General features: G+C 48.8%; 13 protein-coding genes. 5 read left to right on the top strand and 8 right to left on the bottom strand.

Annotation, left to right across the window (positions count from 1 at the left end; genetic code table 11):
• Positions 1-302: 302 nt before the first annotated feature.
• The 5 genes from FD07_RS04365 to FD07_RS04345 all read right to left on the bottom strand — a co-directional run bounded on the left by FD07_RS04365 (position 303) and on the right by FD07_RS04345 (position 5,744).
• Entirely contained in the window at positions 303-1,637 is a 1,335-nt protein-coding gene (locus FD07_RS04365) for a collagen binding domain-containing protein (RefSeq protein ID WP_020088725.1), read from the bottom strand.
• Positions 1,638-1,892: 255 nt separating this feature from the next.
• Positions 1,893-2,297 carry an iron-sulfur cluster biosynthesis family protein gene (locus FD07_RS04360; RefSeq protein WP_020088724.1) on the bottom strand — a complete coding sequence of 135 codons (405 nt, stop codon included), beginning with the start codon at positions 2,295-2,297 and terminating at the stop codon, positions 1,893-1,895.
• A gap of 435 nt (positions 2,298-2,732) precedes the next feature.
• On the bottom strand, positions 2,733-3,113 hold the full coding sequence (locus FD07_RS04355; protein WP_027825908.1) for a GntR family transcriptional regulator: 381 nt from the start codon (positions 3,111-3,113) through the stop codon (positions 2,733-2,735).
• Positions 3,114-3,151: 38 nt separating this feature from the next.
• Entirely contained in the window at positions 3,152-4,972 is a 1,821-nt protein-coding gene (locus tag FD07_RS04350) for an FtsX-like permease family protein (RefSeq protein WP_020088722.1), read from the bottom strand.
• A 13-nt stretch (positions 4,973-4,985) separates the two neighbouring features.
• Positions 4,986-5,744, bottom strand: a complete 759-nt coding sequence (locus FD07_RS04345) for an ABC transporter ATP-binding protein (RefSeq protein ID WP_020088721.1) — start codon at positions 5,742-5,744, stop codon at positions 4,986-4,988.
• Positions 5,745-6,037: 293 nt separating this feature from the next.
• Between FD07_RS04345 and FD07_RS04340 the strand changes: the two genes are divergently transcribed.
• The 3 genes from FD07_RS04340 to FD07_RS04330 all read left to right on the top strand — a co-directional run bounded on the left by FD07_RS04340 (position 6,038) and on the right by FD07_RS04330 (position 8,369).
• Positions 6,038-6,988, top strand: a complete 951-nt coding sequence (locus FD07_RS04340; protein ID WP_020088720.1) for an aldo/keto reductase — start codon at positions 6,038-6,040, stop codon at positions 6,986-6,988.
• A 228-nt stretch (positions 6,989-7,216) separates the two neighbouring features.
• Positions 7,217-7,483, top strand: coding sequence for a hypothetical protein (locus tag FD07_RS04335; RefSeq protein WP_020088719.1), 267 nt, complete (start codon positions 7,217-7,219; stop codon positions 7,481-7,483).
• Positions 7,484-7,709: 226 nt separating this feature from the next.
• Positions 7,710-8,369 (top strand): TetR/AcrR family transcriptional regulator, encoded by a 660-nt coding sequence (locus FD07_RS04330; RefSeq protein WP_020088718.1) that lies wholly within the window; start codon positions 7,710-7,712, stop codon positions 8,367-8,369.
• Positions 8,370-8,394: 25 nt separating this feature from the next.
• Here the strand turns inward: FD07_RS04330 and FD07_RS04325 are convergent, their stop codons facing one another.
• From FD07_RS04325 to FD07_RS04315, 3 genes are all read right to left on the bottom strand, one after another.
• Positions 8,395-10,560: an L-type lectin family protein gene (locus tag FD07_RS04325; RefSeq protein WP_020088717.1), complete on the bottom strand. Its 2,166-nt coding sequence runs from the start codon at positions 10,558-10,560 to the stop codon at positions 8,395-8,397.
• 263 nt (positions 10,561-10,823) lie between these two features.
• Positions 10,824-12,890 (bottom strand): lectin-like domain-containing protein, encoded by a 2,067-nt coding sequence (locus FD07_RS04320; RefSeq protein ID WP_020088716.1) that lies wholly within the window; start codon positions 12,888-12,890, stop codon positions 10,824-10,826.
• A 253-nt stretch (positions 12,891-13,143) separates the two neighbouring features.
• Positions 13,144-14,349 (bottom strand): MFS transporter, encoded by a 1,206-nt coding sequence (locus FD07_RS04315; protein WP_020088715.1) that lies wholly within the window; start codon positions 14,347-14,349, stop codon positions 13,144-13,146.
• Between the two features lie 123 nt (positions 14,350-14,472).
• Here FD07_RS04315 and FD07_RS04310 point away from each other — a divergent pair, with 123 nt between their 5' ends.
• On the top strand, positions 14,473-14,835 hold the full coding sequence (locus FD07_RS04310; protein ID WP_020088714.1) for a winged helix-turn-helix transcriptional regulator: 363 nt from the start codon (positions 14,473-14,475) through the stop codon (positions 14,833-14,835).
• 450 nt (positions 14,836-15,285) lie between these two features.
• Complete coding sequence (locus FD07_RS04305) at positions 15,286-15,843, top strand: hypothetical protein (protein ID WP_020088713.1); 558 nt, start codon at positions 15,286-15,288, stop codon at positions 15,841-15,843.
• Positions 15,844-15,972 lie beyond the last annotated feature (129 nt).

The raw sequence follows: 15,972 nt of genomic DNA, 5'->3' as shown, positions 1-15,972 counted from the left end.
TCTCTACTAAATCAGCTTTAAACCAAATATTATCGTCAATTAAATCAAAAACGGAACTCACTAAATACTTATAGTAAAAGATAGCCCAGCCGGAGGAGGCCAGAAACGTAGCCAGCTGTGACAACGGTGTTAGTCCGGGCGATTGGTTTTTCCCGGTCTTACACCGTGGGACGCATTTGGAAACTCGCCTGAACTTGGCGAGGTTTCAAACCGAGCCGGAAGCCCGTTCTTCGGCTGAAGGCGTTCCCCATAGCAGGCGAAGTTTCTGGCAACCGCAGGCGACATCTTTACACTGAGTAATTTTAGAAGTGACGACGAACAATCACGCCTGCACCTAGCGTTGCTAATACCAGAACGCCACCAAGCACGCCGGATAAGTTCCCCTGATCATTGGTCTGAGGTAACTTCGTGTTTGTGGTCTTCGTGGTGCCAGGATTCTCGGTTGCGGTTGCTTTAGCAACGGCAGCCTTCGCAGCGGCAGCTTTTGCGGCAGCGGCCTTGGCAGCTTGCTTCTTAGCAGCCTTCTTGGCAGCTTCCTTTTTAGCGGCTTGTTCGTTTTCTTTGTCTTCGCGTTCAGCCTCTTCTTCATCGGTTTCAGTTCCACCATCGGTATCGGTCGTCCCGGTCCCAGTATCGACATCGGGATCAACCCCAGGTTCTTCGGTCTCGTGAGTGTCGCCACCACCAGAACCACTGTTACCGTTTGAAGAGGAAACTTTCCCATTTGCTTCTTCGGAATTCTTGTCTCCTGAAGCGCCCCCACCCCAAGTCATGACAGCGTTGTTTTTAAATTTGTAACCAGAATCAATCAACGACGGGTCGGTCACCTTAGTATAGTAATCGATGACCACAAGATTGCTGACGGTGTCGTTAAAGGACAGGTCAAACCCCTTGTCGTTGTATGTAACGTTGTAGTCGGTGCCTTCAGTCATTGCTGGTTTTTCGCGTTTGTAAGTCGTGGTACTTTCCCAGTACCCGTTACTTACAGTCATGCCATGGATCAATTCTTGGTTGGCACCAATCGTGTCGGTAATGTCCAAGTTTTCCATGTCAATGGCCCGCCGATCAACTAAGATGGTCCACTTGATGGTCCCATCATCCTGCAGCGTCCCCTTCTTAGAAAGGTTGGCTTCATTTTCAACAATGTTGATCTGAGAAGTGCTGCTCCCATTGTTTTCGAGTGGGAAAACAACATCCTTCTCGCCAGAGTCTTCGTAACGATACTTAGTCATCATGTTCAAAGTCAACTTGCTGTTGGTTTTACCCTCCAACGCATCGTTCATGGTGATGACAACACCCTTGTCGGATATGACCGCTTCACCAATCACCATGCCATCGTCATCGTACACTTTGAAAGTATCACCGGGGGTCTTCCCCTTCAAGTTCTCCGGAAAATCAAGCGTGATGGTATCGCCACTCTTAAGCGGCGTGTCACCAAAGTCCAAGTTATACTGGACATCAATCGTATCGGAATGCTTGAAATCCGGTCCGTTGGTCACACTGGCTGAGGTGGTAAAGTCTGCACCATTATGGTTGGTTGCGGCTTTGGCCGGTGTCGCCACTTGGCTGACAACTAATAAGAACACTAAACTAAAGAATCCAATCAGCAGTCGCCAAGATTTATTATTTATCTTCAAAAATATCCTCTCCCGAAACTTTTAGATACTCAAAGTATACGCGCCCGTGCAACCGCTTGGCAATAGCAGCGGGACAGGTTGTCAAAATTGAGTGAAGAACTTCCCAATCTGTCAGAGCGTACCGACTAGTCTTCAAAATTTCGGTTCAATTTCGAAAAAAAAGCCTGGGACAAAATCCCAAGCTCGCTGGTTATGCTATTTTAATATAGTCGAAACGTACGCCACAGGGAAGCCGGTTTCGTTCTCCCCAAACGCCTAGCAGATACGCGTACCCAACGTTTGCATTTCCTTCTTCAAATCTAACTTTGATTTTTCTTCAGCCGTATAGGTGATTAGTCCAACGGCACTGTCCAAGATGCCACTGTCATCTCGCAAGGAGAGTTGGTTAAAGACTCGGTCTAAAATCAGGCCATTACTCAAATACAATTCGGTATCGGCATTCGTCTTCAACGTCCACGCCGTATTATTGGTGACGGTAATGGGATAGTCGGGATCATCATCGGTCAGAGCGACGAACTGGAATTTATCACCAATGGCACAGGTGCCTCCCACCGTTGAGTACCGGTTAGATCCGTCATCCGTAGTCAGTAGCAGGGTACTGCCCGGCTGAACATTTTCGGCTAAGTACGCCTTCGCTGCATCTTTAATCGTGATTTCCATGATTATTTCCCTCTTTCTTTCCAACCATCGTTCAATTAATTGTGCACAATTAACTATAACTTCATTCGGCTAATTTGTAAATCAACTCGACTTGGGGCGACTTTCTGAATCATTTTTCCCACCTTGAGTCATAGTAAAAACATCCGCCTGCGGCTAGGTTTTCTTTTCACCCTTTCAAACGTTGACGCCAACCTCACCCCACATTCTGGCTCAAGCAGCATTATGTCTCTGAAAAATACCGTGATTCGACATTAAAGTCTAGACAAATTGCCGCTTAATCAATCATCAAGGCAACGAGATTACCCACGCTCTGTTAGCAGACGGAGTCCCAGCCCATCGCAGGCATCACTTGTTCTCAACCATCGAGAAGCGCACAAAAGCCAGATGAAAGGCTCCAATAGCGCGCCCTTCATCTGGCTCATTCAGCAAATTCGACTAGTCGGTCGGATCGTCCTCATACCCGCGTTTGATCAGCGCAATCAGCTCATCCTCTGACAGATTAAGCTTCTTGGCCTCACTGGTGAAACGACTAACGTAGCGGTCATAGAATTCCGCACGGCGTTTCTCCCGAATCGTCGTCTCAGCCGTGGCTGTGACAAACATCCCCACCCCACGGCGTTTTTCGATGATTCCCGCAGCTACTAGCCGGTTGATGCCCTTGAGCACCGTTGCCGGATTAATATGAAATTCTTTGGACATTTCCGTCGTGGACGGGACCTGTTCGCCCGCCCGATAGATTCCGGTGAAGATGGCTTCTTCAACTTGTTCGGCCACCTGCAGATAGATTGGTTCCGGACTATCGAAATTAAATTTCATTGTCATTTCCCACATTCTTTGTGAACTCGTTCTGTCGACTAGTTCGTTGGCGCCTTGGGCAACACGATTCGCCAATAGAGGGTCAACGTAATCGCATAGTAAATGGCGTACAGGCCGATGAAGATGGCAAAGATACTGCCGATGCCCAGGTAAGGGCTCATCGGACTGGACATGATTGGCTTAAACATTTGCAGACCAAACAGAACATCGATTACTCCCATGATACCAGGAATCAGGAATAAAATCCCGATTTCTTTCGCAATCCCGTGGCGCATCAGGTTTTGACGCACCCCAATTTTATACAGCATTTGGTAACGTTGCTTGTCGCCAGGCGCTCCCGAGAGAATCTTAAACATCAGGCAGGAAGCCAACATTGCCAGGAAGGCAATCCCCAGGAAGTAGCCCATGAATTCTAGACCACCAAAGATGCCACTCATCATCTCATAACTTTGATAGTTACCGACTGTGACCTGCTCGGGGAGGGCAAAGCGTTTCACTTCCATGTGATTCAGTTGCTTCAAAACTTTTTGATCCTGTACGAGGTCCTTGACCCGCACCGTTGTCACGGTCAGAGTGGTCCCTTTTTGCTTAGCAAATTGCTTAGCATTGAGAATCTTCGGCGTATAGAATCCCATGTCTTGACGCACGGCTAAACTTTGAAAATCAAAGTCTTGAATACCATTCTTCTTGAACTTGGCGAGCGACTCCGTGTAGAACTTCGGGTGCTTCAGACTCTTCGCTAACTGCGCACTCTTACTGAGCTCAAATGGCTGTTGCTGCAGCTCAGCGGCATTGTAGTAGACAACCTTACCCTGTCGCTTCTGGGTGTACGTGGCTTGATGCTCAACGTTTAACTGGTCGATTAGTTTTTGTTCCTGAGCATTCTTGTTGTGAATGGCGACGGTATACGTTCCGATGGAATTAGCCATCATTGGCAATTGCCGATGATAGCCGGACCCCACGGTGATTGCACCCAGGGCCATCGCGAACAACAACGATACAATCGTTAACATTCGCGTGTAATTGTAGACCCGAAAGTTCAGCTGGCCTAGGAGGAAGCCGTTTAAATGCCGCTTGGCCCACTTGGTTCGGCGTAACCCCTGAATAATGACCAGCAAGGTCGCACGGAACAGCAGGTAAGTCCCGATTGTAATGGTGACCAGGGCGACCGGAATCGCCGTCATCTGTAGCGTCTTAATGGCTGCCAGTGCCCAGTAACCGATCCCCAGAAAGGCCACGCCCAAGACTGCGGCGACCATCTGCCGGAAGGGATGAATTTTAGGTTGGTTGGCTTGTTCATCCGTGTGAAGTAATTTCAACACGGTGGTCCGGGTCAGCCGTACCATGTTAAACAGTGAGGCTAAAATGAAGAGGCCCACGTAAAGAACCGCCGTTGTGATAATTGCCGGTAAGTAGAATGCGGATAGGTGGGCAAGATGTAGCCCCAGCATATCCAACAAGAGCCCTACTAAGAACTGGCTAATCAGTAACCCCAGTACAATTCCAATGGCGGTCGCGACGGCCCCTAGGATCAGCGTCTCTAGGAAGACTAATTCCCCGATACGCTTCCGAGTGGCTCCGAGCATCATAAACAGACCGTAGTCGTGTTGACGCATACTCAATAGGAAACTGTTGGCGTACATGATATAGACGATGGTGATCAGAATCAGCAGAACCGCGCCAAAACCGAAGATGATGCTAGCCTGATTGACCATCGCGTTGGCCTTCAGAAAGGCCCGGTTGGTCGCCAGGTTGGCAAACATATAGAAGATGGCGGCCGACATGGTCAGTCCCGCCAATAAGACGAGGTAGTCTCGTCGCCGGTTCTTGATTCCGGCCAGTGCTAATTTTCCTAACATTATTGACTTCCCCCTACTCGTTAAACGTCCCCAGCTCATTTAAGATCTGCTGGTAAAAGGCACTCCGGTCTTGTTCGCCACGCTTGATCTCGGAACCAATCTGACCATCCTTGATAAACAGGATGCGTTGACAGAAGCTGGCAGAGAACGGATCATGGGTCACCAGTAACACGGACATGTGCTGTTTCTGATTAATCGTCGTCAGCAGGTCGAGTAACTCCCGGGCACTCGTGGAATCCAATGCCCCAGTCGGTTCGTCACCCATTAGGATTGAGGGGTGGTGGACGATGGCCCGGGCGGCAGCGACCCGTTGCTTTTGGCCTCCGGATAACTCGGCCGGATACTTCTGTAAAAGATCAGCAATCGACAGCGTTGTGGCAACCTCATGGATGGCCTGGTCCATCACCCGAGATGGTGTCCCCTTCAGAGCCAGTGGCAGGCCGATATTCTCTTCGGCCGTCAAACTCTCTAATAAGTTAAAGTCTTGGAAAATAAAGCCAACTTCTTGCGCCCGAAAATCAGCGAGTTGGTTGCCTCGCATCTTCGTGACATCGTGACCATTGACCACGACATCACCCTTGGTAGGCACATCCAGCGTTGACAACATGTTCAGTAGCGTAGTCTTCCCCGAACCGGAAGCACCCATGATACCGACAAATTCGCCGGCTTCAACCGTAAAGTCTAACCCCTTTAACGCCTTGTATTGACGTTCGTTAGCCTTACCGTAAGTCTTTTCTAGATTGTGGACGTTAACCACAGTATTTGTTGTCATTTTTAAAATCCCCCACTCTTTAGTCTATTGGTTAGTTACTTGTGTAATTAACTATAACGGTTGAGCTGGAATTGTCAATCATTATTTTTATCTCCCCAGATAACTTCTTCGCAGTTAGGTCCGTTAACTGCCCAGCACGTCAATGCCTTAGCGGGCCTTACCAGCGCCAGAAAAATTCACCAGTACCCAACCCAGTAATCGCTGACGACCAAACATCTCGCGCGACCTTTCCCCACTTTCGTTGTACAATTAAAATTGTAAGTTCCAAATCTGAAAATAAGGGAGTTCTTCTGATGAAACAACTGCAATTAGGTGGCAGTAACTGGCAAGCCTCCGCCGTCGCTTTAGGGATCATGCGGATGGGCGTTCTGAGTAAGGACGATGCCGTCAAGTCTCTGCAAGCGGCCCACGAAGCTGGCATTAATTACATTGACTCTGCTGATATTTACGTCAACGGTAATTCTGAAAGAATCTTTGGCGATGCCCTCAAAGCCTCCGGTCTCTCACGTGATGACTTTTACATCCAATCCAAGGGTGGCATTGTGCTCGACCCTAACCGGAGCCACGATGACTTGGTCTTTGGTCAACGCTACGATTACGGCAAGCAACATCTGATTGACGCCGTCGATGGGATTCTTTCCCGGATGGGAATCGACTACCTGGATGCCTTCCTCCTTCACCGGCCAGACCCACTGATGGAACCGGACGAAATTGCTGATGCCTTCAACACCCTGCAACGTGAAGGCAAAGTTCGTCACTTTGGGGTTTCCAACTTCAACGTGCAACAATACCTGATGGTGCAAGACGCCGTTGACCAAAAGTTGATGTTCAACCAACTGCAATTCAGCGCAGCTCACGCCGGTATGATTACGGAAGGCCTCCACGTCAACATGGGCGACGTTCCAACACATAACGACTTTGGAATGATCGAGTTTGCCCGGCGGAATCACATCACCATTCAAGCCTGGTCGCCATTCCAATACGGCCTATTTGCGGGAATGTTCATCAATGATCCGAAGTACGCCGAGTTAAATAAGGTTTTACAAAAGTTAGCTGACAAGTATGGTGTTTCCAAGAACGGGATTGCCGTGGCTTGGATTCTTCGCCACCCCGCTAACATCCAAGTCTTGCTGGGAACGATGAATCCCGCCCACATCACGGACAGTGCGGCCGGTGCCGACGTTACACTGACTAAGCAGGAATGGTACGATATCTACCTGGCTGCTGGGAACGACTTACCTTAAACCTAACAACAAGCAACAATTTGCGAAACGCTCAGAAAACTTTCTGGGCGTTTTTTGCTTTTCCGGCAGCCGGTAAAGATTGCCCCACCAGGCGTTCTGGAAAGCGGTTTCAGATTTGTCGCAAACTTTTTTACTAAAGGGGTTGTACTTTTTTTAGATGGTGTTAAACTGTAGTTGTAATCAAGGGCGAGTGATTACTCGCTCGATAACTAGAAAGGGGATTTTATCATGTTTACCACAACATTTTGGATTCTTGCTATTTGGTTAGTTATCAACGGAATTTGGACCTGCACCGCGACGACAAACCGGGAATTAATGAAGTGGTTCGGCTGGATCAACGTGGTTGCTATTATTGCCGGCTTCTGGGTATTCTACGGTGCCGCTGGCGTTGCTGGTCTGACAGGCTGGTTCATTGCAGTTAACTGGGTCAACGTTATCTTGGCAATCACACAGTTCTACTTTGCTTACAAGAAGACTGTTGCACAGGCACATTAATTTAAATAAAGCTCTTTACTTAAAAACCGGGGATGACTGCGAGCATCCCCGATTTTTAATACCCCGTAAAGATTTGGCGATTGTTACCAGGGCTTCCCTAATCCCATAATTGGTATTTTCCGACTAAGCTGGTAAGATGAAAAGGAACCCCATCCTAACCAATAACCTTACTGATGACCGCGGCCGGTGTATCAGTAAATTTCAAATCCAAAAAGGTGGTCGTGCCATGTCTGTTAATAAAATATTGGATCAGTTTCCCGCCACTATTCAAGCGACAAAGGAACTTACGCAGAAGCAAAAGGACGTGCTGATTGCGAGCATTCAACTCTTTGCCAAGCAAGGGTATGCCAATACCAGTACTCATCAAATTGCAGTTGCTGCCCACCAATCCGAGGGCACCATGTTCAAACACTTCAAGTCCAAGGCCAACATTCTGCGAGTGGCCCTGGAACCCGTCATCTTCCAAATCATCCCCGATGTTGCTGCCGAATTGAAGAAGGATACGTTGAGCAAGCCCTTTACGAATCTCCATGACTTTCTGATTATCTTCGTCCAGAACCGCATGGAATTCGCCGAGGCCAACCAGGATGCGATTAAAGTCTTCTTCAGCGAACTACTCTACAACGAGGATCTGCGTCAGGAATTCATCGATGTTGCCCGCGACCAATTCATCGTTTCCTTTGAAGGGACGGTGACCAAGTTGCAAAAACACAACTTGATTATTGACTGGCCATTTACCATGATTTTTCGCTACATTGCATCCGTCGTTGCCGGCTACATTCTCGACCGGTACGTGCTCTTCCCCAACCGAGATTGGGATGACGACAATGAGGCCAAGTACCTCGTCGCCGAACTCGAAAAAGTCTTAAAACCGGAACAAGCCTAGACACACACTGCCTAGGCTTGTTTCTTTATGGTGCGTCCGTCAGTTGCCACAGCAGTTCACCGCTATAATCACCGGCAACTGCATCTCCATTGACTTCAATTAACACACCATCGTTATCTTTCCATTTTTGAGCAACGTCAACACACTCATCGTCTTCCTTAGTCGTTTGTTCTTCAATCACTGTCGGCTTGTCCCCGATAGTCAGCTTTTGACGGGCCTTCCTATTGCGGTAAACGACGTCTCCACTCAATTCGCGACCATCCGTGGTGGTGAACTTCTTGCTAACGTTCAGCTGGAGCTTCCACGAGCTCCCGGCTCCTCGGCCATCACGCACCCGTAACTGCCAATCCTTGTCTCGACCAATCATCTGGTGTCTCCCGTTCAGCTCTCCCTTAAAGTTACAGTTACAAGGCATCGTGTCAAACGCCAAGTCCCCTGAGCGTTGGTTAATTGCAATTTTCAAAGGTTCAGCCGCATCTTTACGGTTCGTTGCTTGAACCGAAACATTATTTTTACCCGGCTTCAATAATCGACTAGGCACCTTGAACCGGAATTTTCCAGACGTTCCTTCCCAAGTCCCCTTGAGCTGGTTCAGATTGAAGGTCAGTCCACCGACATCAACTCGAACCTTGGTATCTGCCACAATGTCGGCATTAACATCTTGACCCGCGTTGGAAAGCCGGGCGTGGACCGTTGCGTCTTCCCCCTTCTCCACACTCAGTGCTTTATCATCTAAGCACTCCAGTTTTAAATTAAGTTTTCGTTGCACGGTATATCCCGCCGACTGCACTTCAACGTAATGATCCACCCCGGAAAAGATGAGTTTACGCGGTGGCACATAAACATCGTGATCCACCGGCTGGATTTCCGTCTTCAACCAGAAGGCTAATGCCGGATTCGCCACAGAAAAGGCCCGGCTCGCAATTCGGGCATCCACGCGATCTGCCAATAGTTCCTCGCTGTTTAACGTATGAAGGGCATGAACCCCATCATTCGTGAAGTGCCCCCGCACCCGTTTGACTGCGGATGTCGCTGGTAACAATGCTGTTGCCGTGGTCAGGGTTCCCACTTGCGTCGGATTGTTAGCCGTCGCATGCAGGACGTAGCGCAACGTTTCCCCCGGTGTGACCGTGTCTCCTTCTTTAATCTTTCGTTTGATTGACATATGTTGCATGATGTTCGTCTCCGCCAACGTCGAGAAATGAAGCTGACGCGGCGTCTGATCAAGGACGATCAGTTGATTGGCACTATTAAACTTACCGGTAGCCCCTGTAATTCCCCAAGTCACCTTGTCGGCGGGCGTCTTCCCGTCAGCCGAGAGCTTCTTACGATCAATTGTAACGGTATCCTGTACTTCTGGCGTCACCGATTGCCGCGTCTTAGGATTCTGATCATTGAAAGCATAGGTTAGCTGACTACTTGCGACTTTCCAATCAATCGTCACGTGACGCCAATGACCATCGGCTGGATTTGTCATCAGCTTAGGTTGCTGATGCTTCAAGGCAAAGTAATGTTTGTTTCGCTGTCCATACTGCTTATACATAGACGCATCTGCTGGGTAGCCACTCGCAATATGCGGGCCTTGACTCGGAATGCCCTCCGCATCGTAGTAATTCCCCGCCCCCGGACTGGACGTCTTATTAACCGTGGTGTCAAACTCCAACGCCCAACTGTGCTGAATCGCCGTTGTGGCCAAATCCGACGCCGATGCTCGCGAATTGGTATCGCCAGCCCAGACTCCCAGTGATTGGCCCTTACCAGACCTGGCAATCGCCTGAGTATTTCTCCCATCATTTTGTAAAACAAAGGCTATCCCAGAACTCTGTTTAGCTGCCTTGTTCCCAAAGTAAAGCCAAAACGACCAACTTGTATCGTGCATCAGATTGACCTTGGCCTCGGTTTTACCGAGTCTCTGCGACCAAAGTGCCCCCACCTGTTCCGCTTGTGGGCTAATGTTATCATTGGTGATCTGGGCGATTGATTCCTTCGTAAACGTCCCGTCCACTAACTGGGTAGCTGAATCTTGCACATCTTTTGCATCAAACAGTGACGACAAGGTCATTCCATTCGGTGCGGTCTTAACCGCTGCTTGCATATCTTCATCTAAAGCGACTCCGGCAGCCTGGGCCTGCCGTTCACTTAGCAAGCCAACTCCCAGGCATGTTATAATAATGATTAATAATCGGCGCATGTGTATTTCCTCCCGTAATCTCTATCGAATTAACACTCGCTTAGGGAGTATACAGGAGAAATGGCCGTTTAACCGCAAAATTAAGTTGTTTTCATAAAGAATTGTGCAAAATATAATTGTACGCAATCAAAAGTGCTGAATTGATAGGCTTTCCCCGCTGTTTAGGGTGGCCTATTTTTCGAAGGATGGCCGTTTAAAATTGACTATTTTCATTTTTTCCACAATGGTTTCGTGGCGTGACTATTTCTGTGTTCAAATTCAACCTAACCATTATTCAAGTCTGGTACATCTTCAAGCGACCACTGCAAGGTTCCAGAATAATCACCGCCTATCGCATCTGCAGCGACCTCGAGTAGAATTCCCGTGTCCGCCGTCCAAGTCCGATCTACCCAAAACACTTTGTCTTGGGTCCGATTAGGCTTCTCAGCAACCGTTACGTCATTCTGGTCCAATGGCTGATAGCCCTTAGCCGTCATTAATAACGGCCGGCCACGCAACTTCTGCCCCGTCATCGTCATAAATTCATTAGTCACTTTTACCTGCAATCGCCAGTTCTTTTCTGGACCACGCTCATCACGAACGCCGAGTTGCCAATCATCATGGCGCTTCAACAATTGCCGCCGGCCATCTAAAGCATGGGCTTCAAATGAGGCAGCTTGGGGTACATGTTCAAAACTCAAAGTCCCTGGCGAGCGAACTAGTGAAATGGCAACTTCATTCGAAGTCGACTGATGACCCACAGCTTGTAAACGTAAGTCATTTTCACCCTCCTGCAGTCGGCTGGCCGGAATCCGAATCTGATACGTTCCCGGTACTTCATCAGCCACTAACCCACCCGCAAACTCCGTTAAGGCGTGGGCCTTTCCGTTTAGCTTGAGTTGAAGTGGATACTGATCGACTGTAGCTGGCTCCAAGGGGATGTCGCCATTCTGGAGACGGACCTTCACCGTTGTCGTCCCATCGCGTTTCACCAGGTACATATCATCCCCAAGATTAGTCAGTTTTAAGTACAAGCCACCTGCAACCTTGTAGGCTGGCGCGGTTAACGTGGTCTGATAGTTGCCCCCATAGAACTGGGCAACCGCTGCCGGACGGGTCACTGGTTGCCGGGTTGGTAAGGCCTTCCCCGTCACTCTGACGGTTGCGTGATGTCGCTGTTTTGACAATCCTTGCGACCATTTCACTTGGATCTGCTTACCTTGTGGCTTGGCAATTTTCTCAGTCTTTTGATCGCTGTAGCTGATTTGGCCACCAGTTACGTCCAATCCCTCCGGCACCGGCATGGTCATCGTTAGTGGCTGGAGTTCCTGCTCGTCATCAGTCGGTTGGTAATCAAATTCATAGCGATACGTCAGCTGATCACCAGCAGCCACCGTAGTCTCTGCTGTGACTGACTGCTTCATCGTCTCATCATCGAGATGTACGTTGGCCGTGACCTTTCCCAAGGACGAAGCGTGGTCGATCATCACTAGATTATTCGCCTGATTATTGGGACCCGTTGCCCCAGTGATCCCCCAATAGGCCTTATCTTGATCACTTCCCGTTGCCACATCTTCAGACTTCACACGAAACGTATCGGAGTCAAAAATTTCTCGTTCGGCATTCGTCGCTGGGTCCCGATCATCATAGTAATAAGTTAAGTACCGCGAGTTTGGATCCCAAGACATCGTCAAATGGTGCCAGGTCCCATCCGCCCCATGATGTAGCGGATTTGCGTGATAGTGACGCAGCACATAGTTGTCGGCCAAAGAACCATTTGTCAATTCTGGTGTCCACAAATAATAGCTCGGATCCGCTGGTGAGGCGTAGGCGATATGTGGTGTCTTACGTGTTGCCTGAGCCCCATCAAAGTAGCCCGCCAATTCGTGTATATCGGCATCAACGTGCGTATCAAACTCCAGCGCCCAACTGTTCTGAATAGCGGTCTGCGCAATTTGTTGCGCTAATCCCTTTTGGTTACTCGTCACGTGTCCCCAGACCCCCAACGATTGGCCACTACCCGCCAAGGCATGATCCCCCTGCGCTGAATTCTGCACAACAAATGCCATGCCTTCACCAGCTGCCTCACCACGATCACCGAAGTATAACCAAAACCCCATCTCCATTTTCTGGGTCAAATTAAACTGGTTTCGCTGATTGCCAGCGCTCTTCCGCGACCAAATAGCCCCAACCTGATTGGGTTCTTCCGGCGTAATCTGCGCGATTGATTTTGGAACGGTCGTCGAATCCAGTAGCTTCGTTGATGATCCAATAATATCGGTTGTAAATGCTTGATCCAGCGGCATTCCCGTCGGTGCCGTTGCAATCGCATGTGCTAAATCAGCATTCACACTCGCTGCCTGTACCTCCCGACCATGCCAGATACTAACCATTATTCCGATCACAAAAAATATGAACAAAAACCTTTTCACTATGCTCCCCCTAGTCTGTCCTCATTAAGGTCAAATTATACCGGAGAAAACCCGTTAACGGCATATAAAACTCCCGATATAAATAATTAAGTATTGGTATTTTTGTGTTAGCGATTGCATTTAACGCAAAATAAAACGGCAGCGAGTTTTACCTCCCTGCCGTACCATTTGACTAGTTATGATTAAATTTATTGATCAGGACCTTAGAGGGCCGTGCTAGCCGGATCAAGCCGACCGTTAATGCGATACTCAACGCAACCATCAACGCCCCAAATAATGGCGTCCAGCCCAGGCCAAAGCGACTCGTCACCTGGCCACCGATACCGGAACCCAGCGCAATCCCAACGTTAAAGGCCGAGATGTTCAGGGCTGAGGCCATCGTGATATCAGCTGGCGTATACTTTTCTGCCAGCTGAACAATGTACAACTGTAGACCAGGCACGTTCATGAAGGCGAAGAACCCCATTACTAAGACCGTCAGCAAGCCTAACCACTGGCTGTTCGCGGTTACCGTTAAAACCAATAACGTGGCGAAAAGGCCGATAAACATTTTCAATAAAGCTGCCAGTGGCTTGGCATTCGCCCAGCGACCGCCCAACGTGTTCCCGACAGCAACCATCAAACCGTAGACGACCAGAATAACCACGACGGCACTGCTAGACCAGCCCATTTGTTGTTCCAGCAACGGAGATAGGTAGGTGTAAGCCACAAAGGTTCCCCCGTAACCCAACGCGGTCACCAATAAGGCCACTAAGAGTTGTGGGTTTCCCAAAACACGTAAGATGCCGCGCGCTGTTGCCTTGCTGGGCAGTGGCAGATTCCGCGGAACCAGAATGTAATCGGCAATCAAACCGATTACGCCAATAACACTGATAAAAATAAATGACCAGCGCCAACCGCCTAATTGCCCAATCATGGTTCCCAGAGGCACCCCAGTAACCGTAGCCACCGTCAGTCCCGTAAACATCACAGCGATTGCTGATGCCCGTTTGGAAGGCGCCACCACATCAGCAGCAATCACGGACGCCACCGTCATGAAGATACCATGGGCCAAAGCGGCAATAACTCGCCCGGCTAAAAGAATCACGAAAGTTGGGGCAAAGGCAGCAACCAAGTTACCCGAAATAAATAGCAGCATGATCACCACCATCAGTGTGTGTCGGTTGATTTGCCCAGTCAGCAGTGTCATGACAGGGGCGCCGACCATGATACCCAAAGCGTAGACTGAGACCGTCAACCCCGCTTGAGCTAGGCTCACATGGAAGCTTTGAATCAATAGGGGAATCAGCCCCACACTAATAAATTCAGTTGATCCAATTGCAAAGGCACTAACGGCCAGTGCAAGTAGTGTAAATGTTGGTGAAAGTTTTTTTGTCATAATGACCTCCTTGAATTGCGAACTCGATAAATATTGATTATACTGACTGAGAACTCAAGTACAAGAACCCACTTTAAAGTGCCCTACCCACCAAAAGGTAACTATCAGTCAGGAGGCCGTTTCATGCCCACAAAAACTTATCACATTGGTGTCGAAGCCACCATGGAGATCATCGGTGGCAAATGGAAATCGATCATTCTCTGTCACCTACGTCACCAAACCATGCGGACCGGTGAGCTTGCTCGCGCTATTCCGCAAATTTCTCAAAAGATGTTGACCCAACAACTCCGCGAATTGGAGGCTGCCAACATCGTCTCCCGCCACGTCTATCAGCAGGTCCCACCGCGTGTTGACTACAGCCTAACCGATTACGGCCAGTCACTGTCGGGAATCTTGCATGAACTCTGCGTCTGGGGCGAGGATAATATCGACCGGCGACAAAGTAACGGCGAGGCCATTACCCTGCTCAGTCGTGACGACGTTTAGGCTCTGACCATCAACTAGCCAATAGCCAGCTCTCCTAATTGTCGTTAGGGAGGCCGGCTATTTTTAACGCGACGCTTCAAGGTGTGGCTTGCTAACCAAGGCAATCAGTTCTGACTGTGAACAAAGATAATTATACGAAAAGTCAGACCAATTTCAGTTACCAACAGCTTGACCATATTGGGCCTACTAACCCTGTTTAGACCACTCAGCCATCCCGATTTCTCGCGAAGATAATGCTTGTCAGGCGTCTCAGCGAATGCTATGGTTTAGCTAATCCAATACCCTTAACAGGTTATCTCGATCAAGAATAGCGGTCTTTACCAATAGATTCATATTTACATGATTATTTTTGTACTACAATTCTGATAAAGATTGGTTACTATTCTATTATTCGCAACATGCCGCTTGCCTTAAATATCGCCCCGTCCAGCCAAGTGAGAGGAGAATTCCATGAAACGTCCAAAAGTTGGCAACCCTCGCCATATCATTGGGTTATTTCTGACCGTCATCATCCTAGCTACCACGGTGATCTTACCGGCAACTAACATCTCTGCCTCTAAAATATCCGGTAAACAAGCCCTGCGAACTGAAAGAAAAACCTTCATTAAGAAAAACCAGAAAGCACTCAAAGCGGCGACCCTAAACGCGAAGGGTCTCTCTATCGCCTGGAAGGATGTCCTCCAGCACAAAATCAAACTCCTTAACCGTTTGAAAAAGACCGTTGCCCAAGAAAAAGGCACCGTCTATTCTGCAAAGCAGGCCAAGACGCTGACTCGTAAGATCAACAAACTACATAAAAAATACGCGACTAAGTTAAAAAAGCTAAAGCGCCAAAGGCAGTCCGCAAACATCGTCTACGGCTCCTACGTTGATGGTAACTACGTTTCGTTTATGAAGGAAAAAGTCAAACAAGTCGGTAACCGAACCTACGTCCTCTGGGGTATTCATGAACACAATGGGAAGTTTACCAATTATGGTGGTCACGGTGCCGGCTTTACAGTCGGCTAGTGATTGGTGATTATTGGGGCATCACTAATCATCAAGCAACCCCTCTTTAGTAAAACTAAGCACTCAGTCAGAAAACGCAGACCACTTCTACTAATTTAGTAGCCACCCGTAAGGCCAAATCGATTGCTC

It is taken from the genome of Levilactobacillus parabrevis ATCC 53295 (assembly GCF_001434055.1).
GTDB classification, from domain to species: Bacteria; Bacillota; Bacilli; order Lactobacillales; family Lactobacillaceae; genus Levilactobacillus; species Levilactobacillus parabrevis.
The sequence above is the reverse complement of the archived record's forward strand: the minus strand, read 5'-3'. Positions and strand labels throughout refer to the sequence as shown.